Origin of the sequence: Paenibacillus yonginensis (assembly GCF_001685395.1) — a bacterium.
GTDB lineage: Bacteria > Bacillota > Bacilli > Paenibacillales > Paenibacillaceae > Fontibacillus > Fontibacillus yonginensis.
Genome location: NZ_CP014167.1, coordinates 125,180 through 144,685, shown reverse-complemented (window position 1 = coordinate 144,685; position 19,506 = coordinate 125,180). Strand labels below are relative to the sequence as shown.

The window sequence follows — 19,506 nt, the reverse complement described above, 5'->3', positions numbered from 1 at the left end:
GAAGGAGCGGACGAATTTGAAGAAAACTGGTTATTTATTCCTGTCCATGCTGATGGCTTTAACCCCTCTGTGGAGCATTTCCGCTTCCAGCGGATCTGCCGCTTATTCTGCCGCTTATGCTGCCGAGACAGCTGCAGTCGAAACGGCGGCGGCAGGAACACCCGGATCGACCGGAACAGCCTCCTCCGCCTCTGCGTCTGCCGGCATTCCGGACGTGAAGGGAACCATCTATTATGTGGACTCTGCGGCAGGCAGCGATGCCAATACCGGAACCAGTCCGGACCAAGCCTGGAAATCCCTCGATAAAATCAACGCCACCACCTTCTCGCCGGGCGACGCCCTGCTGTTCAAATCCGGCGGCGTATGGAACGGCCAGCTGTGGCCGAAAGGCTCCGGCACCGAAGGGGCGCCGATTCTTATCGACCGGTACGGCGAAGGCGATCTGCCGGTGATCAACGGCGGCGGTGTGGAGCGTCCTTACCACCAGACCGGGGCTGTTTTTCTGCAGAACCAGGAATATTGGGAGATCCGCCACCTGGAAGTAACCAACGACGACGACTTTGATACCGACCTGGTCGCAACGACTTACAAGAACGGCGAACCCTCGAACATCCGCGACGGCATTCTGGTCGTGCTGGACACCGATAAAGTGCCTGACGGCGGCAATAGCGTCATGCACCATATCTACATCAGCGACTGCTACATTCATGATGTAGACAGCCCTGACGAATGGCCCAACGAATATAAGAACGCCTCGTTTAACGGCGGGATCATGTTCTACGTGATCGGTTCCCTGAAGCCAAACATGACGTTTGACGACGTCCGCATTGAACGCAACTTTATCAAACATGTCGATCTGCTTGGCATCGCCAACTTCAACTACACGACCAAAACCGACTTCCAGGACGAAATCGGCGGATACGGCCTGTGGCAGACAAACATTTATATCGGACACAACTATTTGCAGGACATCGCCCAAGGCGGCATCGACCTGTGCGACGCCAAAGACGCCGTAGTCGAATACAACGTGCTGGACGGCTGGATGAAACGTTATAACGCTCAGGCTGCGGGTATTTACCCTTGGAAATCCTGGAACGTTGTGTTCCAGAACAACGAGGTATACGGCGGTCCAACCACCACGGACGCCACCAACGGGGATGGCACCGCTTTTGACTTTGATTCCCCGAACATCAATATCGTTTATCAATACAACTACACGCATGACAACCCGATGGGCTGGATGTCTTATCTGGGCCGCAGCGCCAACAACATCGCCCGCTATAATATCAGCGACGATGACGGTGAATACCTGATCAAGTTTGGCTGGTTCGGACCGGACTCTTCACCTGCCTATTTCCTGAACAACGTGTTTATCTATGATGGCCAAAAAACCGCATTCACCAACCGGAACGATGACATCGGGGCTTATTTCAATCAAGTGCCGTATTATTTCTACAACAATGTGTTCTACGACAAAACCGGTCCATCGCCGTCTACCTGGGCTGCTTCCCCAGATGATTACGGCACGGGCAAATTCAGCCATAACGTGTTCTATTCGGCTAACGGATTTACGGCTACCGGCCTACCGGAGGATCCGCATAAAATCACCGCCGATCCCGGTTTTGTGAACCCCGGCCAGGCGCCTAGCGCTGGTCCAAACGGGGTGCTGAGCGGCGCGACCGTCTGGGACGGCTACAAGCTGCAGGAAAGCTCGCCGCTGGTTGACGCCGGCATCTACGTGCCGCAGCTCGGCGACAAGGATTTCTACGGAAATCCGCTTTATTATGGAGAAGCGCCGGACATCGGCATACAGGAAGTGCAGCAGGGAGACCGGGTTACGCCGGAGAATCCGCCGGAAATCGTGAACCTGGCTTTGGGAAAAAAGGTGACCACCGACTTTACGAGCACAACGCCTTACGCAGCCGGTTCCATCACGGACGGCCTGCCGAGCACGTATTGGACGTCAAGCACAAATAAGGAGCAGTCGATTACGATTGATTTAGGAGAGGAATCCACCTTTAACTCCATCAAAGCAGAGGAGTATGTGACCACTCCGCCGGAGACGGGCAATTACCGCCCCTTCCAGCCTGCCGTCGGCTCCTACAGCTATGACTACTGGAATGGAACGGACTGGGTGTCTTTTTATGAGGGTTATGGCATCGGCGCCAGTCATACCGCGGTATTTGAACCGGTGACCGCAAGCCAAATCAGAATGACCCTGCATCAAGCGGCCAATGCCCCTTCTCTCGCTGAAATCGCCGTATATAACGATCCTGGAGCTAAAGGCGATCCAGCCGGCACAGCCCCGGAACAGCCAGAACCGGCACAAGTGGACGTGGTTGCCCATTACACCTTTGACAATGTCCGCAGCAACAGCAGCGAGGTGAAGGACAGCTCAGGGAGCGGACTGAACGCCACCAAATCGGCTTCGGTCGATATTATTAATAATGACAGCTACAAGGGACGTGCGCTCCGCTTCGGTAATAACGGTTCAGCGCCGGACAGCTACATTTCCATTCCGGATAGTGAACAGTTGAAACGAAGCTCATATACGATTTCGATGTGGGTCAAACCGGATGATTACGGATTGTCCGCTCCAGCGGCGAACGGTGCCGAGGTGCTGTATTCCAAAGGTGACAATGCCAATGAAATGTACAGCGCCACGCTGCTGACCGACGCCCCGGCCGGCGGCTTCCAGAATCCGTTCATCCTGGCGGACCAAGACGGAACTAAAGGCGCCCGCTGGTATCCGACAACGCTTGGCCCGAGCTCCGATCTGACCGTCCCGGCGGGAAAATGGAGCCAGGTCGTACAGTCTTATGACCGTCACACGTATAAGATTTATATCAACGGCGAACTCGTCATGTCCATGCCCGTGTCTAAGGAAGGCGCTGACTTGTTTGCCAATAACAAACCGCTGCTGCTCGGCAATCAGTCTACGGCGGCCGAAGGCAAAAATCCTTATTACGGCCTGATGGACGAAGTCCTCATCCTCAGCGGCGCTCTGACGGATGAGCAGGTTACACAGCTGTATAACGGGAAATTGAAATTCAACCATTAAGAATAAGCAGCAGAACAAGATAGATACATCGGGTTGCGAAAGTTAATAACTTGCTAAAGGAAGACAAAACCATGGCCATTTCTATTCGGGAAGCTGCCCGGGTCAAGCCGGCTCCGCGCCAGCTGGCCTGGCAGTCCCTAGAATTTTACGCTTTTATCCACTTCACCGTGAACACGTTCACGGACCGGGAATGGGGACTCGGCGACGAGTCTCCCGTCTTGTTTCAACCGACTGAGCTGGATGCCCGCCAGTGGGTGGCGGCCTGCAAATCGGCCGGCATGAAAGCCTTGATCCTGACCTGCAAACACCATGACGGCTTCTGCTTATGGCCCAGCGCGGTAACCGAGCATTCGGTGAAGAACAGCCCTTGGCGGGGCGGCCACGGCGATCTGGTCCGTGAAGTATCGGATGCCTGCCGGGAAGCCGGACTGAAATTCGGCATCTATCTCTCTCCGTGGGACCGGCACGAGCCGAGCTATGGGGATTCAGATGCCTATAACAACTTCTTCGCCAAGCAGTTAACCGAGCTGCTGACCGGCTACGGCGAGCTGTTCAGCGTCTGGTTTGACGGCGCCTGCGGCGAAGGCCCGAACGGCAAACGGCAGGTCTATGACTGGGACCGCTATTACGCCATGATCCGTGAGCATCAGCCGAATGCCGTTATATCGGTTTGTGGGCCGGATGTGCGCTGGTGCGGCAATGAAGCCGGACATACCCGCACCTCCGAATGGAGCGTGGTGCCCGCAAGCCTGCAGGATAACGAGAAAATCCAGGAGAAGTCGCAGTCCGAGGATGACGGGATCTTTGCTTCCCGCATCAATTCTGATGAAGACGATCTTGGCAGCCGCAGCATTATCGAGAAGGCGGAGGCGCTAGTATGGTATCCGGCCGAAGTGAATACCTCTATCCGTCCCGGCTGGTTCTACCATGCTTCGGAGAATGACAAGGTCAAATCGCCGGATGAGCTGATGGAGCTGTACGAGCGGACGGTTGGCGGCAACTCCGCTTTCCTGCTCAACCTGCCGCCGGACCGCCGGGGGCTCATTCACGAGCAGGATGTGCGCAGCCTGGCCGGGCTCGGCGAACGCATTCGCAGGCTGTACAGCCGCAATCTGGCAGCGAATGCGGCGGTCAAAACCTCCGCCAGTCTTGACGCCGAGCATGGTGGCCCGGCGGTCTTTAGCGCTGCGGATACCTACTGGTCGGCACCCGAAGGAGCCGAGCAGGCTGAACTGGAATTTGATCTTGGCGGGACACAAACGTTTAACCGGATCGTATTGCAGGAGCATATTTCGGTAGGGCAGCGGGTTGAAGCTTTCCGGATCGAGGTTTTAGAGGACGAGGAAGTTCTTGAGGTCGGAAATGTGAACAGAGATACAACGGCGGATGAGATGTCCAAGAGCGAGCGAGCGCGAGCCAACGAATCAGAAGCCTGCTGGCGGCCGATTTATAAAGGTACGGTGATCGGCTACAAGCATATCTGCCGCTTCCCACCTGTCGCGGCACGCCGGATTCGTCTCGTCATTGAGCAGTCCCGCTGGTGCCCGACCCTGCAGACGTTTGAGGTGTATCATTATACTCTAACTTAATCTAGAACTTTTAAGGGACGATGCCTAAACCCTAGCTGGCGCGTCCCTTTCTTTTTTAATTCCGCTGATGGGTTCATCGTTTAAATTGCATGGTCCTTTGCAGACGTTACCGGAAAATAGCTCATCTGAACCGGGGAAATGGACCTTGCTTCCCTTTCCGTCTCTCCCCGTCCTTCTTCCGCCAGCGTTTCATCAAGACAGTCTCCCCGGTACCTCCCTTCCTCCAGCTTCATATCGATAAAATCGACTACCTGCTGCAGGGATGCGATTTGGCTGACAATATTCTCCCGGTGGCCTCTCAGGAGCTCCACCAGCTCAGGATACTCCGCCGGGTCAGCATTCGCCGAAACCTCCAGAAAAGGCCGCATTTCTTCGAGCGGCATCCCGGTTTTCTTCAGGCAGGACAACAGGCGGATCGTTTGAATATCCTCCTGCCGGTAGACGCGGTGCCCGTTCTCTTTGCGTTCAATGCGGGGAAGCAGCGATATTTTCTCATAATAACGGATCGTATCTTCAGGAATCCCGGTAAGCCTGGAGGTCTGCTTTATTCCGTAAGCCAGTTCTTCTTTCATTCTGTTCCCTCCCGAAAATTGTGTTTAATGCATTATACAACTTGGAGCCGGCTCCAGGTCAAGTTTCACCCTTTCAGAAAAAAACTCTCCTCCCGCGCCTTGACTTGGAGTCGGCTCCAGCTTCTAGAATGTGCGCTATCAGGGAAATGTCCCACTAACAGGAGGAGATTTAGAATGAATAACAACCCGCGTGAACATATCGCATTGATAACAGGCGCAAACGCCGGGATCGGCCTTGAGTTAACCCGAAAGCTGCTGGCGGAGGATTGGCAGGTAATTGCTTTGACCCGCTCCGACTTTCCGTCAGACGATAAGCAGATCGGGCAAGCGGCCGCAAAAGGGCAGCTGCGGGTTTATAAGACGGCAAATCTTGCCGATTACGCCGGCTTACACAAGACGATCAAAACGATCAAAGAAAAAGAGCGGCGGATCGATGTCTTATTTAACAACGCCGGCGGCTCCTTTTCGGAGCTGAGCTACTCCAGTCAGGGACGCGAGCTGCATTATGAGCTGATGACGGTTGTGCCTTATATCCTGTTGAACGAATTAAAGGAACTTATCGCAAGCAGCCATTTTAAAACGGTTATCAACACTTCCTCTTCAGCACTGAATTTTACAAAAAAGTTTAACCTTGAAATCCTGGAGCACCCCAAAACGTTCCGCAAGCTGCTGGGCCCATACTCAGCTTCCAAACTGGCCCTCTCGCTGTGGACAGAAGCTGTTGCTCCTCAACTGGCCAAGGACCAAATCAAGATCCGCAGCGTTGATCCGGGCAGCAACAATACGTTAAGAAAAGGGAAAAATTCCGGCCTGCCTCTCCTGGTTAAAGCTTTGATGAAGCTGTTTTTCCCGCCGCCCACGCAAGGAGCCGGCAGATTGTACGAGGGCGCTTTCGGGGAACACCGGGAGGAAACAGGCGTGTTTCTGATGAAGGGCCAGATTGCCGAATTAAAATTCAGAGATCAAGCAAACGCTGTCCTGGAAAGAGTCCATACGATTTATCAACAGGATTATTTGCAAATACAAAGTTAAGCTACAACAAAAGCGGAATGGAAAACATAATGTTTTCCATCCCGCTTTTTGGCTTCAGGGGCTTATCGGGCTTGCCCCTATGACCTCAAGCACGGTTGGCTGCCATTCGCCAGTAAGACCCGGCTGCTTCCGGGCAAACCTTCGTTTCAAGGCGACTGGCGTGACTGGAGGTCTTGAAGGAAGTCCGCAGCCAGTTTCCGCGGAACGAGCTGAGCAGGATTGCGTCCGCTCAAAATCCAGAAAAAGCTCGGTCCGATCAACAAAGCAGTGGCCTGATCAAGCGGGACCGGAAGCTCATCTTGTCCGAACATACGCTCAAGCACAACCCGGGCGCTATCGCCAAGGAGGTCCTTCACGGATAGAAGTTCCGCCACGGCAGAATCGTGCTGCGCTTCGCCCAAAAGCGCCCGATAAGCGGCGCCTGCCGGGGAGTGTGCAAGAAAGCGGACAAGCGCTTCCAAATAGGCCGTAAGATCGCTAAGTTTATCCCCTGCAGGGTCAATCGAAAGCTCTTCTTCGGCATCAGCTGCGCTGGCTTCAAATAGAATTTCCGCTTTGTGCGACCACCACCGATAAACGGTTTGGCGGGACACTCCAGCCCTTTCAGCGATGCCCTTCATCGTCATTGCCGCATAGCCGATTTCGACCAAAAGATCATCGACCGCATTCAAAATTGCCGCCCTGGCCTCCTCGCTTCGAGGGCGGCCGCCATGAGCATGTTCTGTATTCATATTCATGCCTCAACTATACATGGACATTACGCTCATTGTCCACATTCAAACACATAGACGGACGAAGTGTCTTATTTCTCCTTGATCCCCTTCCTGTTTGTTCTTCAAAATAAATTACTGGACACTATGTATTGTATTTGTTATATTAAGTTACACGGTGTCTCGAAACTATAAACAACCCTGATGTCGGCTTGGATTCCGGGCGATGCGAGGACCGAAAAAAATAGAAATGGCAGCCATTCGAATGGCTGCAAGGAGGTAAAAACATGAATGTATTTGTTACCGGAGCAACCGGCTGGATTGGATCAGCCACTGTAGATGAACTGCTGCGAGCCGGCTACAAGGTAGTCGGATTAGCTCGGTCGGATGCCTCTGCGGCACTGCTTGAAGCAAAAGGGGCAGCGGCTTTGCGCGGGGATCTTGATGATCTTGACTCCCTTCGCCGGGGGGCGGCTGGGGCCGAAGCGGTCATTCATCTGGCCAACAAACACGACTGGGCCAATCCGGCAGAGTCGGACCGCGCTGAGCGCGCGGCAGTCGAAACTCTTGCCGAAACCTTGGCCGGTACCGACCGGCCTTTTATAGTCGCTAATGGCATCTCCGGGTTGGTTGAGGGCCGGATGGTGCTGGAAACCGATCCTTCGCCGGCTGTCGGTGCGGACTCCGATCGGGGAGGCGCCGAGAATCTCGCTCTCGATTACGTCAATCGTGGAGTGCGGACTATCATCACCAGATTTGCCCCATCGGTCCACGGGACTGGAGACTGGGGATTCATCCATTTCCTGATTTCCGCTGCGCGCAAGCAAGGCGTGTCCGGGTACATCGGTGACGGTTCCAACGTTTGGTCCGCCGTACACCAATCCGATGCCGCCCGTCTCATTCGGCTGGGACTCGAGAAAGCGCCCGCCGGTTCACGCTTGCATGCAATCGCAGAAGAAGCCATCACTACCCGGGTGATCGCCGAAGCCATCGGGCGCGCCTTCGACATTCCGGTTGCCTCGATCGCGGAGGAAGATGCCGATGGGCACTTCGGATTTGTCGGCAGTTTCTTTAATTTGTCCATGACCGGATCCAGCGAACGCACACGGGAACTGCTCGGATGGAGACCAACCGGCCCTACTCTAATTGAGGACATCATGGCCGGAGCCTACAAAGAAGCCGGACAGCAATGAGTATCACAAGCTCAAAACCAGCGAGTCTAACGTCTACGCACAAATAAAATTTCATTAAATTTCATTTGCAGAGGCACCCTATCGGGTGCTTTTTTATGATTGGCCGGCGCTGGAACCAGCCGTCTCGCCAATCTTATTTTTTTGAGACAGGAAACCCTTAATCTTCTTTCCCGAGTGAATTAGATAACAAAGTAAAGTGTCAAAGTCGTATTGACTTTGATGAAGGAAGTCGATACGATGATCTGGTTGTAAATGGAGACATGCTTGCAGAGAGGATTAGAGTAAGTTATGAAGAAGAAAGCTGCGGATATCGCGTTTATCATTTTAGGTGCCTTTTTATTCGCTCTGGCCGTCAACCTGTTTGTTATCCCAAATGAATTTGGCGAGGGCGGCGTAACCGGGGTCACCATCATTTTATATTATTTGTTTCAATGGTCGCCTTCTATTGTCAATATCGTTATCAACGGGTTTCTGCTGATTGTCGGCTACAGATTTCTGGACCGGCGGACCACGCTGTACACGATCATTGCCGTCGCCTTTAATTCCCTGTTTCTGCATTTGACGGCAAACTGGAGGGTTCAATCCAACGAATTGACCGTTAATGCCATCTTTGCTGGCGTGCTGGTGGGACTGGGAATAGGCTTGATCGTGCGGGTAGGCGGCACTACGGCGGGAACCGTGATTCTGGCCCGGATCGCCAATAAATATCTCGATTGGAATATCAGCTACGCGCTGTTGTTTTTTGATCTGATCGTTGCCTTCTCCTCCTATTTTATTATCGGTGCGGAGAAGTTGATGTTAACCATCGTCATTTTGTATGTGGGTACGAAAGTGATGGACTTCATCATCGAAGGACTGAACCCCAAGAAGGCGGTAACGATCATTTCGGAGAAGCAGGACGACATTGCCGAGAGGGTCATTACCCAAATGGACCGCGGCGTTACCGTGCTGTCGGGCCATGGCTATTACACCAAAAATCCGAAGGAAGTCCTTTATATCGTCATTAGCAAACAGGAGGTCTCCCCGCTGAAAAAGATTGTAAAAGCCGTCGATCCGGCGGCCTTTATTACCATTCACGACGTGCGTGACGTGTTTGGGGAAGGATTTTTGGACATTTCGAAGTAAGGCGCTTAATAGACTAAAAGCCCGGTACAGGGATATGTGCCGGGCTTTTAGTCTATTAAGATTTCCTTACAAGCAACCGTCAAGTCAACAGTCAAACATCAGCACTTAACAGTCAATCGAATTTCAAGGTCCAGAACCGCTCCGTGCCGAAACGGTCCTCCAACTCTTTCTGGCTGGCTTTCTTAAGCTCAGGCACCCAGAACTGCGATTTGTGCGACTGCACCGAGGCCACTTTCTGTTTCACGAAATCCTTGACATCCACCCGGACGTCAGGCGGCCCGATGATGTCTTCGCAGCCTCTGGAGAACGCCATGGCGCGGACAACCGGTCTTCTTTCGGCCGGCAGGTTCTCTACGCAGCGGACAACGGCGGCTCCTGTTGCATCATGATCGGGGTGAACCGCGTAACCGGGATAAAAAGTATAAATAACCGTTGGGCCAAGCTCTTCGATCAAAGCTGAAATTGCCCCGTCCAGCAGTTCCCGCTCTTCGAATTCAATCGTTTTATCGTGGAAGCCAAGCATCCGCAAATCCTGAATGCCGATGGCCCTGCAGGACTGCGCCAGCTCCTCCTTGCGGATTTCAGGCAGCGTAATGCGGTTCGCAAATAAAGGGCTGCCCATATTGCGTGCCATTTGCCCAAGGGTCAAACAGGCGTATGTAACCCGGGAGCCGTTCTTCACGTATTTGGCCAAACTTCCCGAGACGCCGAAGCTTTCATCGTCCGGGTGAGGCAGCACGACCAGCACACGGTGATTATCGAAACGTTCCATATCGGTGATCATCTCCTCATCTCCATTCCTTGACTTTATTCAAAAGGGTACGGGCTGATCTGCAAGGCCACGACAAGCTTTCCGTCCTTGTCATGCCCTGCCAGAATAAGCCGGTCATTCTCCGTCTCTTCATAATGGGTCAAACCTTCGGAATAAATCCAGCCCTGCTCCATCTTCAATCCGACCCGGTAATAAGGGCCGACACCGGAAATCCCGCCATGGACGTAGCGAATAACCGCGTTCTTAATAAAGTTGGCGGCCGGATGTCTGGACGCATCGTTATGCGCCGCATAAGCTCCGTTCGTCAGCTCAAGATGGATATATAAGTCTTGGTCTTTCATCTGTTCAATTCTCTGTTGAATATACTCCGGATCAATCGGCAGCATCTTATTCCCCTCCATCTATAGCAATCTGTTTAGCATCGCCCTTCAAGCTTGCAGCCTGCCCTGTTCTCTTCCCAGGCGAGGCAAAGCCGAATCGGCATTCTGCGGTTAAATGTCTAGCAACCTAATTATTTTATCACATTACGTCCCGGATTGCTTCACACCACGGCCGGGAGGGATTGAGACTCCCGAGACCCCGGAATATGCTGATATCTCGCAAAAAAACAAAGCAGGTATGCCCCTGAAGGCATGCCTGCTTGTTTCGGACTAAGGGCAACTCTGGCTGCTAAATGGAGATATCGAGATTTTTCCCCAGATTGGGGTTGCTGCTCTTCTCCATCATTTGTACCAGATTCTGCCCCTGGATTTGGGCCTGGTCTTTCGCCATAGACATCACTTGTACGCTAACCGCCTGAGCAAGCTTGGCTTGGCTCATTGACATAGACATTGCTGGAATATCCATCTTCTTCCTCCCTCCTCTGTTCTTGTTATCGGTCAGCAGGCAGCCTGAATTGACCCCGGGGCAGAAAGTTTACATTTCGTTCCTATCCTATTAAAAGAAGGCCCGAATCAAGCAGAATCAAGCAGATTCATGCTGTGCAGACCCGATTCGCCCAGGCTGGCAGAATAAACTTTCGTTTGTTCGATTTGAGCTGCTTGGGCCGAGATTTCATTCCTCTATTCCCTGTTAAAGTCTCCGAAATTGAAAACACTAACTTGAACAGCAGATAACAAAGCAGGCACGCCCAAAGGCTTGCCTGCTTTGTTAAAAGGCATCATTTCTTTCTATCCCTTCACGCTCCCCAGCACTATACCCTTCACGAAATATCGCTGCAGGAAAGGATAAACCACCAGAATCGGAAGGGAGCCTACGAAGATTTGGGCAGCCTTGAATGTCCGGTTGGACACGTCGGCCATCGCCGCCGCTTGATCCGCATTCATATGCGACAGGTCTTCCTGCACGATGACGGTCTGCAAATAGGACGATAGCGGATAGTTGTCAGGGGAATTCATTAAGATCAGCCCGTCAAACCAGGAGTTCCAATGACCCACCATCGTAAACAGCGTAACCGTGGCCAAGGAAGGCAAAGACAGCGGGGCGTATATTTTCCACAAGCTGGTCCAGTAGCTGCCTCCGTCTATAAAACAGGATTCCTCCAATTCCTTCGGCAGACCCCTAAAGAAGTTGAGCAGCAATATAACGTTAAATACGCCTACAGCGTTGGGAATAATTAAGGCCCACAACGTATCCACCAGTCCGGTATCCCTGACGGTTACGTACCAGGGAATCAACCCGCCGGAGAACAGCGTAGTGAAGACAAAAAACCACGCGTAACCCGTCCGGAATCTGAATTGTGAGGATTCCTTGGACAGCGGATACGCCGTCAGAAGCGTAAGCAGCATACTGATTGCCGTTCCCAGGAGCACCCTCTGAACGCTGATCCACATGGACGCCAGAAACTGGGGCCGGTTCAGTACATATTCGTAGGAGCTCCAAGTGAACTCGATGGGCCAAAGCTTTACCGCTCCCGTTGTGGCCGCCCCTTTGGAGCTGAGCGAAACGGCGAGGATATGCACTATCGGCAGCAGACAGAGCAGGCCGATCCCGATCAGCAGGGTATAATTGAGGACGAGAAAAACTTTGCGTCCGGGTGTCATCAGATGCATCGGCTTGACCTCCTCCGCTAGAAGATTCGATAGTTCGCAAATTTGGATGCAAGGCTGTAAGAAGTGACGATAAAGATCAGCGAAACGACCGACTTGAACAGGCCGATTGCCGTAGCCACGCCGTATTGCGCATTTTCCAGGCCTATCCGATAGATCAGGGTATCGAGAATGTCCCCGCTTTCATATACGGTTGGGCTGTACATATTGAACACCTGGTCAAAGCCGGCATTCAGCACGTTGCCCAGGCTGAGTGTAGCCAGCAAAATAATGATCGGCAGCATGCCGGGCAGCGTGACGTGCCAGGTCTGCTTCCAGCGGCTGGCCCCGTCCATCGTGGCCGCTTCGTACAGCGAAGGGTCGATGGACGTCAGGGCCGCCAGATAAACGATCGTGCTGAACCCGAATTCCTTCCAAACGTCGGTCACAACAAGCGTATAAGGAAACCAGGCGTTGCTGCCCAGGAAAAAGATCGGCTCTATGCCGAACAGGCCCAGGAGCTGATTAACAATCCCGGTGGTCGGCGACAGAATATCAATGAAAATGCCGCCGAGAATAACCCATGACAAGAAATGCGGCAAATAAATCAGCGTCTGCACACCACGTTTGATCAATTCGCTCCGCAGCTCGTTCAGCAGCAGGGCTATCGTGATGGGTACGACCAGCCCGGCAACGATCTTCATCGCCGCAATAAAGATCGTATTGAAGATGACATGCGGCGTATCCGGCAAAGCGAATACATACTTGAAATTATCAAGTCCAATCCATTTGGAATGGAGCATGCCTTTGAACGGGTCAAACTTCTGAAAAGCCATAATGATGCCCACCATCGGCCAATAACAATAGATCAGCACAATCACAACGGCCGGCAGAACCATGAGATGCAGCGGCCACTGCCTTCCCAGCTGCAGCGACAAAGCGGACCTTCTGCCCGGCGAAGGGACCGTTTCTCCGGGAGAGGAAGGAACCCCTGAAGGTTCCTCCCCTTTGTGCCGCTCAGAAGTTAATGTGAGGTTTTCCATTCGTTAACTTCCTTCGTAATCTGGTCCCCTCCAAGCGATTTCCAGCTCTTCACGAAGGAATCGAAGGAATCCAAGGATGCTTCGCCGGTGATGATCTTGGTGAACGTTTCGATTTCAAGCTTGTCGAGCGTTACCTTTTTCTCAGCCATGGTTTCTGTAGGAGCCCCGACGAATCCGTTGCTGATGACTTTTCCGGCATCGTTCAGAATGCGCAGCTGCTTCATCGCACCGTCCGGACCGTTGGCAGCATAACCCGACCAGCCGGCCGGATTGGTTCCGTCCAGATACGTCTTGAATTCCTTAAACATGATTTTGGTCTCCGAGCTGGAAATGCCGGCGTCGCTTTTACTTTTGAGCGCCTCCTCCAGCTCCTGCTGGCGGATCAAATCCTTATTTGGATTCACGACCTCAACCAGCGAATATTTATTAACCCCGATCGAATCGGTCGCCGTGGTGACTTGTCCGTATTTATCAAATTCGGCTTCATCGCTGTACAGCTTCTGGTAATACAGATTGGCCAGCTTTACGATCAGCTCGGGATGGCTGTAGCCTTTCTTTAACACATAATATTGGGAAACAGAGAACGGCATTTGGACGGTAGCTTCGCCGCCTTTTACCGAAGGCATCGGATAAGATACCCAATCGACCGACGGGTCGGCTTTCACCATATCCCAGAACGGCCACGCCGGATACCAGCTTGGCCCCACCACCATGCCGAGTTTATTGGAGGTAATGGTTTCGAACATTTTTACCGTATCCTTCACGCCGAATTCCGGGTCGATCAGCTTCTCTGCATACATCTTCTGCAGCGTAGCCAGCGCCTCTTTCATTTCCGGCTGGATGCTGCCGTATTGGAGGCCGCCTGAGCCGTCATCCACCCAGATTTGCGGATAAGCTCCGTATCCGTTGAAAATGCCGATGCTGTCCGTGCTCTGCCCGATCTTCTGAGTCAGCCCGAGGCCGTAAGTATCGGCTTTTCCGTTGCCGTCCGGGTCGTTTGCAGCGAAAGCTTCGGCCATCTTCACGACGTCGTCCATCGTTGTTGGCGCCTGCAAGCCGAGCTTCTTCATCCAATCCGCCCGGACCCACAAGAGCGGAGCCGAACCGCCGATCACCGGCTGGGTGGACGGAATAGCGAGCAGCTTCCCGTCAAAGGTAGCGGACGGCAAAGCATTTTCGTCAATTTTCATGACCGCTTTGAGATCGTCGCTTGCGTAGTTGTTGAAGGCTTCCGTCAAATCAGCCAGCTGTCCGGCATCGGCAAGCTGTCTGAGCTGTGTTTCGTTGACCATCATAAAATCGGGCAGATCCTTGGATGCGATGGCGATATTCAGCTTGGAATCGTATTGGTCGCTCCCTGTTACCGTCCATTTATACTTCACATCAATACCCATCTGTTTGTACAGGTCGCTCCAGACATTGTGTTCAATGTCCTGCCCTTCCGGGAATTTCACTTCTTCACTCAGCATTTTTACGGCGGAAAGGGTTACTGGCGGATTATAAGCGCCAAATGGATCACCCGGCTCACTGGCCGCGGTGTTTGCGCCAGTAGACGCCTCCCCTGCGGCGCTATTGTTTTTCCCGTTACTGTTACCGCTTCCACATCCGCTTAGCGCCATGGATATCACCAGCAAACCCGTAAGCAGCGCCAAACCTTTTTTCTTTCTCTTCATTCCGCTAACCTCCTTGTAATTGGGTTGGACTGCATGCCAGCATGAGACCCGTTACTTGACATTAGTTCTGAAGAAAACTTTACAATGGCTTAACAAAAGTATAAGGGGACAAAAAAAGAGCTATCTAGTTTAAGCTCTTTACTTTGCTATCTTTTGTTTACTTGTTTGTGATTTCTCTGTACTCCTGCGGAGTCAAATGGGTAGCCGTCTTGAAGAAACGATAGAAATAAGGCGGCGAAATAAAACCGACTGCGGCTGCGATTTCATGAATTTTATCCGTCGTTTCCTCCAGCAGCTGCTTGGCTTTCGCCAATCTCGCCGCTGTAATCGCTTCAGATAATCCCTGTCCGGTTACCTGCTTGTACAGCCTGGATAAATAAGAGGGATTATGGCCCACCTTGTCGCTAATCTGTGTTAAGGAGAGATCCCCCGATAAATTTTGCTCGATATATAAGTTCACCTTGTCGATAACCTCATGCTGCTGCTCGTTTCTTCCGTTCTCCAAGCTTTCAAAGATGCAATCCGCCATCTGTCTGATATAAGCTGCTGCGTCCTTCCATGAGGAATGGCTGTCGTACCGGGTCAGCCTGCCGAGGTCGATAAACCGGCCCCGGGCCGAATCCAATGCATTTTCAACCTGGCGAATATAAGGGAAATACAACGAAACGATCTGATAATAGACAGTGATTTTATCCAGCGTTCCAGCCGGAGAATTCTCTTCGAATATGGAGCTTGTCAAATCCTCCAGCAGTTCTTCAAAAGCTCTGCGGTCCCTTTGCTCAAGAGATGCGCGCATGAGTTCCGCCTTTTTGGTTACGGTCCGGACTGCCGCGTCTTTGCTTCGTTCCGCCAGCCCTTTGCCGGTGCGGGGCTCATGCTCGACAAGCAGCGTCTCTTCGCCGCAGCCCAATCCGCTTCCAAGCAGCAGCTTCAGGTCTTCAAACTTTCCGGGGATTTCCCTCCAGCAGACCCAATCTCCGGCAACAGCCAGTGAGATCCGAAGTCCCAGCAGGCCTCGGGAACGGTTCTGAACCTGCTCCAAGGCATGTTTGATCAGATTAAAGCTTTGCATGGGGTTCCCTCCGGTCACACTGCCGCCCCAAGCTGTATCCTGAATGAACCAGGCGTTCCGAAACGGCTCATATTCTATGGCAGCCATGTGGGCAAAAGACGCTATGAGCTCATGAGCCAGCTGCTCCAGGGCATACCCGAATCTCGCCTTCATCCCCCGATCCAGGGCCGCGCTTTCGTCGATCCTGCAGAGCACCAGCAGACAAGGAGCAGTCTCGTCCAGCTCAAACTTCAGTTCGGCAAAATGGGAGCGAGAGCGAGGGGCTTCAACAATATCCTGACCGTACAGCAGGTCGAGCAGAAACTGCCTCTGCAGCAGCGGAAGCGTGCGCGCCATCCTCTCTTCCGCCTGCGCCAGCAGCCTGGAGGCATTAAACTCTTCTTCCAGCAAAACAATCGTCCGCCTGAGGGCAGCCAGCACGGCCGCATTGCCTTCGGTTTTTAAAATATAATCCGCGCTGCCGTCCCGGGTGGCTTCCTGAATATAAGCAAAATCATCATAGCCGGTCAGAAAAATCACTTTGGTCCTCGGCCAGCGTTGGCGGATCGCCTTCTGCAGCTCCAATCCGCTTAAACCCGGCATCCGGATATCCGTAAGGACGATGTCAGCCGGCATCCGTTCCAGCTTGTCCAGGGCCGAAACGGCGGAGTAAGCCTGCTCAACCTCCAGATCCAGCCGGCTGGTGTGCTCACACAAATAAGTAAGCCCTTTCACAATAAAAGGTTCGTCATCCACGATCAGCAACCGGTACATCCTGGGTCTCCTCCTCCAAAGGCAAAATGATTTCGATCCGCAAGCCGCCAAGCAGGCCGCGGGTCAACTGAAGTCCGGACTGCCCGCCGAACATCAGCTGAAGGCGGCGGTGTACATTCACCAGTCCCGTAACTTCCTCTCCTTCCATTTCCGGTCCGCGGAGCTTATCCTTTAAGCCGGATAATTGTTTATCCGTTAAAGCATCGCCGTTATCCTCGATGGACAGTCGCAGGCCATCCACCTCCGCCGTCATTCGAATTTCGATTCTCCCGTCCCCCTGTTTGCTTTTCAAGCCGTGTTCATAGGCATTTTCGATTAAAGGCTGCAAGGTTAACAGCGGCAGCGTACGATTGCTCCAGCCAGGCGGAATCGGGTCCCACTCTACCGTAATCCAGCTGTGAAACCGGATCGTCTGAATGGACGTGTAGGATTGGGCGTGTTGAATCTCAGATTGCAGCTTCACTTCGTCCGAAGCACTGCGGGTAATAAACCGGAAATATTCGCCCAGATGGCGGGTAAACAACACCAGATTGTCGATGTCCCACATCTCCGCCATCTGATGCAGCGTAAAAAAGCTGTTATACAAAAAATGCGGATTGATCTGCGATTGCAGCTGCTTGAGCTCGGACCGCTGGGCATGAATCTTCTGCTTGTAGACCTCCTGAATGAGCATCTGCATCCGCTTAACCATTTCATTAAAGTGCTCGTACAGATAATGGAATTCGTCCGGATGGCCATGATGGAGCTCCACCTGCTGCAGGTTCTCAATATTCAGTCTCCGGAAGGCCCGGACAAGCCGGTTGAGGGGCTGATGAATCCGATTGTAGATCCACACACTGAAGGCCAATACGATCAATAGAGAGAAGATGGACAAACCGGTAAAGATAAACCGGTACATGCCCAGCGACTGCAGGAACTGACGCTCCGGCGCATACAAGACGAGCATGGCATCCAGTTTGTCCGATGGCTGGGCGCTCACCCAATAACGGGTCCCACTCACTTTGACCGGCATCACTTTCCCCGAAAGCTCCTTCAGGTCCCTGCTTCCCGCCTGAATTTGCCCCATCAGCTTGTCCCCGATTTCGGCTGCAGCCGGTTCAGAGCTTTCGGACACGGACCAGGGAATCATATTCCCTGTTAGAACGGCGCCCCCGCTTCCGCCGACCGCCTGTTTCATCGCCTCCTGCACCCGGTAACGATCCAGCGTGACCAGAATCGCAAAGTTGGGAGATTTGCCGGATGAACCGTATTCCGGATAAACTAGACCCATTTGCAGCTTGTCCTCGAATGTAAAAAGATAGCTGGCCGACTTCCGCCTAATGGCCTCAATCTGTTTCTCAGCCATAGGCTCCACGTAGGTCGTGCCCCGGATCGTTTTTTCGATTTGGGGAATATAAACCTCGGCGCTCGTAATATAAGGATTTGAGCTCTGGAGCAGCCGCATTTTGCCCTGAACCCGTTCCACGGCCTGAAAATATTCCGTCCGCCCTAGCGCCGGGGCGATCGTGCCCAGCTTCTGAAAATCGGAGTCCTGGGATAAATTGTTCATCAGCAGCACAGTGTTGCCCAGCTCCTGCTCCAAGGTCCCCATAAAAAACCGGGCCCGCGACTGCATGGAGCTGGAAATTTCCTTCTTGACGCTCCGCGAACCGGATTCGTTCAGAGCCATGGCCACTACATACACCGGCACGATCGCCAGCAAAAAAGCAAATACGATCCAGAAAAACAGTGAGTTGCGCCCGAAGCGCGGACCCTGATTCTGCGGGACGGCCGGCAGGGGAAGGAGCCGTTTCACGGCCGCCCTCTTTCTGATCCTTCAGGAGCAAACGTTCTGAACTCGGAAGGCGGAACGCTTTTGAATTTCTTAAAGGTCCGGCTGAAATAAGAAATATCCTGGTAACCGGAGGCCAGCGCGATTTCGGAGATCGTCATCTCCGTGTTGCAAAGCAGATATTCCGACTTCGAAATGCGGATATGGTTGACGTATTCCGTCACGGTTCGTCCCGTAAGCTCGCTGAACAGCCTGCTGAAATGGAATCGGCTCAGACCTGCGAACCGGGACAGCTGCGAGACGCTGATTTCCTCCAGATAATGCTGTTCGATATATTCAAAAATCGGAGCAAACCGCTCCAAATTCCGCCTGCGGGTATTGTCGCCGGAGGACGCCTTCGGCGTCTCGGCCGTGTAGCCTCTCAGCAGCAAGGTCAGCAGCTTGAAAATAGAAGATTTAACCGCCAGCTCATAGCCGATCTGCTGATCCGCAAATTCCCGCACAATTTCATCCATGACTCCAGTAACCGACTCGTCGCCCCGGATCAGATGCTGGAACAGAATCCGGTTCTGGACGAACGGCGCTATATATTTCACCTCCATCGCATCCGGCGAAGGGCTTTGCAGCAAGGACAAGTCGGAGATCAGGGCGTAATATTCCACTTCATCCGAAAGGGAGGTTCCCTGGTGCAGATCGTTGCAGTTCAGCATCAGCACATCCCCCTCACGGACCCGGAAAGGGACGGAATTGCATTCTATAACGGCCTCTCCCTTCGTAAAATAAAGCACTTCCATATGCTCATGCCAATGCGGCGGAAACATCTCCCGCCCGCAGCTGCCATGTCGGCAGGTATGCAGCTTGACCGGAAAATAAGGATCCGGCATATCCATCGGTTCACGCAAGGCCGCTGGTTTGTTCATCTCTGATTCCCCCTGATCGCACATTTGTTCAAACAAACAGCAAGGTGGTGCATGGCTTTCCAGCCGCAAATCGATAACAATACAAATAAATCCGAAACCCTAAGGTGAACGGTTAAATGTCGCTCAGGGCAATAGACTTCCAGGCGAACATTTCGTTTTAACGGCGTGTTTTTCCTGTTTTGCCCCGCTCATT

Annotated in this window: 16 protein-coding genes; 5 read left to right on the top strand and 11 right to left on the bottom strand. The window is 52.8% G+C overall.

Features of this window, described 5'->3' with window-relative positions; all coding sequences use genetic code 11:
* Positions 1–16: 16 nt before the first annotated feature.
* Positions 17–3,061 (top strand): LamG-like jellyroll fold domain-containing protein, encoded by a 3,045-nt coding sequence (locus tag AWM70_RS22475; protein ID WP_083180069.1) that lies wholly within the window; start codon positions 17–19, stop codon positions 3,059–3,061.
* Positions 3,062–3,132: 71 nt separating this feature from the next.
* Entirely contained in the window at positions 3,133–4,650 is a 1,518-nt protein-coding gene (locus AWM70_RS00610) for an alpha-L-fucosidase (protein ID WP_068693434.1), read from the top strand.
* An 80-nt stretch (positions 4,651–4,730) separates the two neighbouring features.
* Here AWM70_RS00610 and AWM70_RS00605 read toward each other — a convergent pair whose 3' ends face one another.
* Positions 4,731–5,222 (bottom strand): MerR family transcriptional regulator, encoded by a 492-nt coding sequence (locus tag AWM70_RS00605; protein WP_068693432.1) that lies wholly within the window; start codon positions 5,220–5,222, stop codon positions 4,731–4,733.
* Between the two features lie 174 nt (positions 5,223–5,396).
* On the opposite strand from AWM70_RS00605, the gene AWM70_RS00600 reads away from it, so the two are divergent.
* Positions 5,397–6,254 (top strand): SDR family NAD(P)-dependent oxidoreductase, encoded by an 858-nt coding sequence (locus AWM70_RS00600; RefSeq protein ID WP_068693430.1) that lies wholly within the window; start codon positions 5,397–5,399, stop codon positions 6,252–6,254.
* 146 nt (positions 6,255–6,400) lie between these two features.
* On the opposite strand, the gene AWM70_RS00595 is transcribed toward AWM70_RS00600, so the two are convergent.
* Complete coding sequence (locus tag AWM70_RS00595; RefSeq protein WP_068693428.1) at positions 6,401–6,985, bottom strand: TetR/AcrR family transcriptional regulator; 585 nt, start codon at positions 6,983–6,985, stop codon at positions 6,401–6,403.
* Between the two features lie 266 nt (positions 6,986–7,251).
* On the opposite strand from AWM70_RS00595, the gene AWM70_RS00590 reads away from it, so the two are divergent.
* Together AWM70_RS00590 and AWM70_RS00585 are read left to right on the top strand one after the other, a co-directional pair.
* The gene (locus AWM70_RS00590; RefSeq protein ID WP_068693426.1) at positions 7,252–8,157 is read left to right on the top strand and encodes an SDR family oxidoreductase; all 906 of its coding nucleotides are present in this window, start codon (positions 7,252–7,254) and stop codon (positions 8,155–8,157) included.
* Between the two features lie 288 nt (positions 8,158–8,445).
* A complete protein-coding gene (locus tag AWM70_RS00585; protein ID WP_068693424.1) occupies positions 8,446–9,282 on the top strand; it encodes a YitT family protein in 837 nt (278 codons plus the stop codon).
* Positions 9,283–9,394: 112 nt separating this feature from the next.
* Here AWM70_RS00585 and bshB2 read toward each other — a convergent pair whose 3' ends face one another.
* From bshB2 to AWM70_RS00540, 9 genes are all read right to left on the bottom strand, one after another.
* Entirely contained in the window at positions 9,395–10,066 is a 672-nt protein-coding gene (gene bshB2 / locus AWM70_RS00580) for a bacillithiol biosynthesis deacetylase BshB2 (protein WP_237167801.1), read from the bottom strand.
* Positions 10,067–10,089: 23 nt separating this feature from the next.
* Complete coding sequence (locus tag AWM70_RS00575; RefSeq protein ID WP_068693422.1) at positions 10,090–10,440, bottom strand: YojF family protein; 351 nt, start codon at positions 10,438–10,440, stop codon at positions 10,090–10,092.
* A gap of 283 nt (positions 10,441–10,723) precedes the next feature.
* On the bottom strand, positions 10,724–10,900 hold the full coding sequence (locus AWM70_RS00570; RefSeq protein WP_068693420.1) for a YjfB family protein: 177 nt from the start codon (positions 10,898–10,900) through the stop codon (positions 10,724–10,726).
* 323 nt (positions 10,901–11,223) lie between these two features.
* Entirely contained in the window at positions 11,224–12,105 is an 882-nt protein-coding gene (locus AWM70_RS00565) for a carbohydrate ABC transporter permease (protein WP_068693415.1), read from the bottom strand.
* Positions 12,106–12,122: 17 nt separating this feature from the next.
* Positions 12,123–12,980, bottom strand: coding sequence for an ABC transporter permease (locus AWM70_RS00560; RefSeq protein WP_068700210.1), 858 nt, complete (start codon positions 12,978–12,980; stop codon positions 12,123–12,125).
* 125 nt (positions 12,981–13,105) lie between these two features.
* Entirely contained in the window at positions 13,106–14,797 is a 1,692-nt protein-coding gene (locus AWM70_RS00555; RefSeq protein ID WP_068693412.1) for an extracellular solute-binding protein, read from the bottom strand.
* A 157-nt stretch (positions 14,798–14,954) separates the two neighbouring features.
* Positions 14,955–16,622, bottom strand: a complete 1,668-nt coding sequence (locus AWM70_RS00550; RefSeq protein WP_068693408.1) for a response regulator — start codon at positions 16,620–16,622, stop codon at positions 14,955–14,957.
* On the bottom strand, positions 16,597–18,417 hold the full coding sequence (locus tag AWM70_RS00545; RefSeq protein WP_237167800.1) for a sensor histidine kinase: 1,821 nt from the start codon (positions 18,415–18,417) through the stop codon (positions 16,597–16,599). The genes AWM70_RS00550 and AWM70_RS00545 overlap by 26 nt, the downstream gene beginning before the upstream one ends.
* Positions 18,414–19,313 carry an AraC family transcriptional regulator gene (locus tag AWM70_RS00540; protein WP_068693406.1) on the bottom strand — a complete coding sequence of 300 codons (900 nt, stop codon included), beginning with the start codon at positions 19,311–19,313 and terminating at the stop codon, positions 18,414–18,416. The genes AWM70_RS00545 and AWM70_RS00540 overlap by 4 nt, the downstream gene beginning before the upstream one ends.
* Positions 19,314–19,506: the final 193 nt, after the last annotated feature.

Excerpts from the sequence above, each read along its gene's own strand:
- AWM70_RS00590 (WP_068693426.1), top strand. The coding sequence starts at position 7,252 with ATGAATGTATTTGTTACCGGAGCAACCGGCTGGATTGGATCAGCCACT.
- AWM70_RS00600 (WP_068693430.1), top strand. The coding sequence starts at position 5,397 with ATGAATAACAACCCGCGTGAACATATCGCATTGATAACAGGCGCAAAC.
- AWM70_RS00550 (WP_068693408.1), bottom strand. The coding sequence starts at position 16,622 with ATGTACCGGTTGCTGATCGTGGATGACGAACCTTTTATTGTGAAAGGG.
- AWM70_RS00585 (WP_068693424.1), top strand. The coding sequence starts at position 8,446 with ATGAAGAAGAAAGCTGCGGATATCGCGTTTATCATTTTAGGTGCCTTT.
- AWM70_RS00575 (WP_068693422.1), bottom strand. The coding sequence starts at position 10,440 with ATGCTGCCGATTGATCCGGAGTATATTCAACAGAGAATTGAACAGATG.
- AWM70_RS00555 (WP_068693412.1), bottom strand. The coding sequence starts at position 14,797 with ATGAAGAGAAAGAAAAAAGGTTTGGCGCTGCTTACGGGTTTGCTGGTG.
- AWM70_RS00610 (WP_068693434.1), top strand. The coding sequence starts at position 3,133 with ATGGCCATTTCTATTCGGGAAGCTGCCCGGGTCAAGCCGGCTCCGCGC.
- AWM70_RS00595 (WP_068693428.1), bottom strand. The coding sequence starts at position 6,985 with ATGAATACAGAACATGCTCATGGCGGCCGCCCTCGAAGCGAGGAGGCC.
- AWM70_RS00605 (WP_068693432.1), bottom strand. The coding sequence starts at position 5,222 with ATGAAAGAAGAACTGGCTTACGGAATAAAGCAGACCTCCAGGCTTACC.
- AWM70_RS00565 (WP_068693415.1), bottom strand. The coding sequence starts at position 12,105 with ATGCATCTGATGACACCCGGACGCAAAGTTTTTCTCGTCCTCAATTAT.
- AWM70_RS00540 (WP_068693406.1), bottom strand. The coding sequence starts at position 19,313 with ATGAACAAACCAGCGGCCTTGCGTGAACCGATGGATATGCCGGATCCT.
- AWM70_RS00570 (WP_068693420.1), bottom strand. The coding sequence starts at position 10,900 with ATGGATATTCCAGCAATGTCTATGTCAATGAGCCAAGCCAAGCTTGCT.
- bshB2 (WP_237167801.1), bottom strand. The coding sequence starts at position 10,066 with ATGATCACCGATATGGAACGTTTCGATAATCACCGTGTGCTGGTCGTG.
- AWM70_RS00560 (WP_068700210.1), bottom strand. The coding sequence starts at position 12,980 with ATGGTTCTGCCGGCCGTTGTGATTGTGCTGATCTATTGTTATTGGCCG.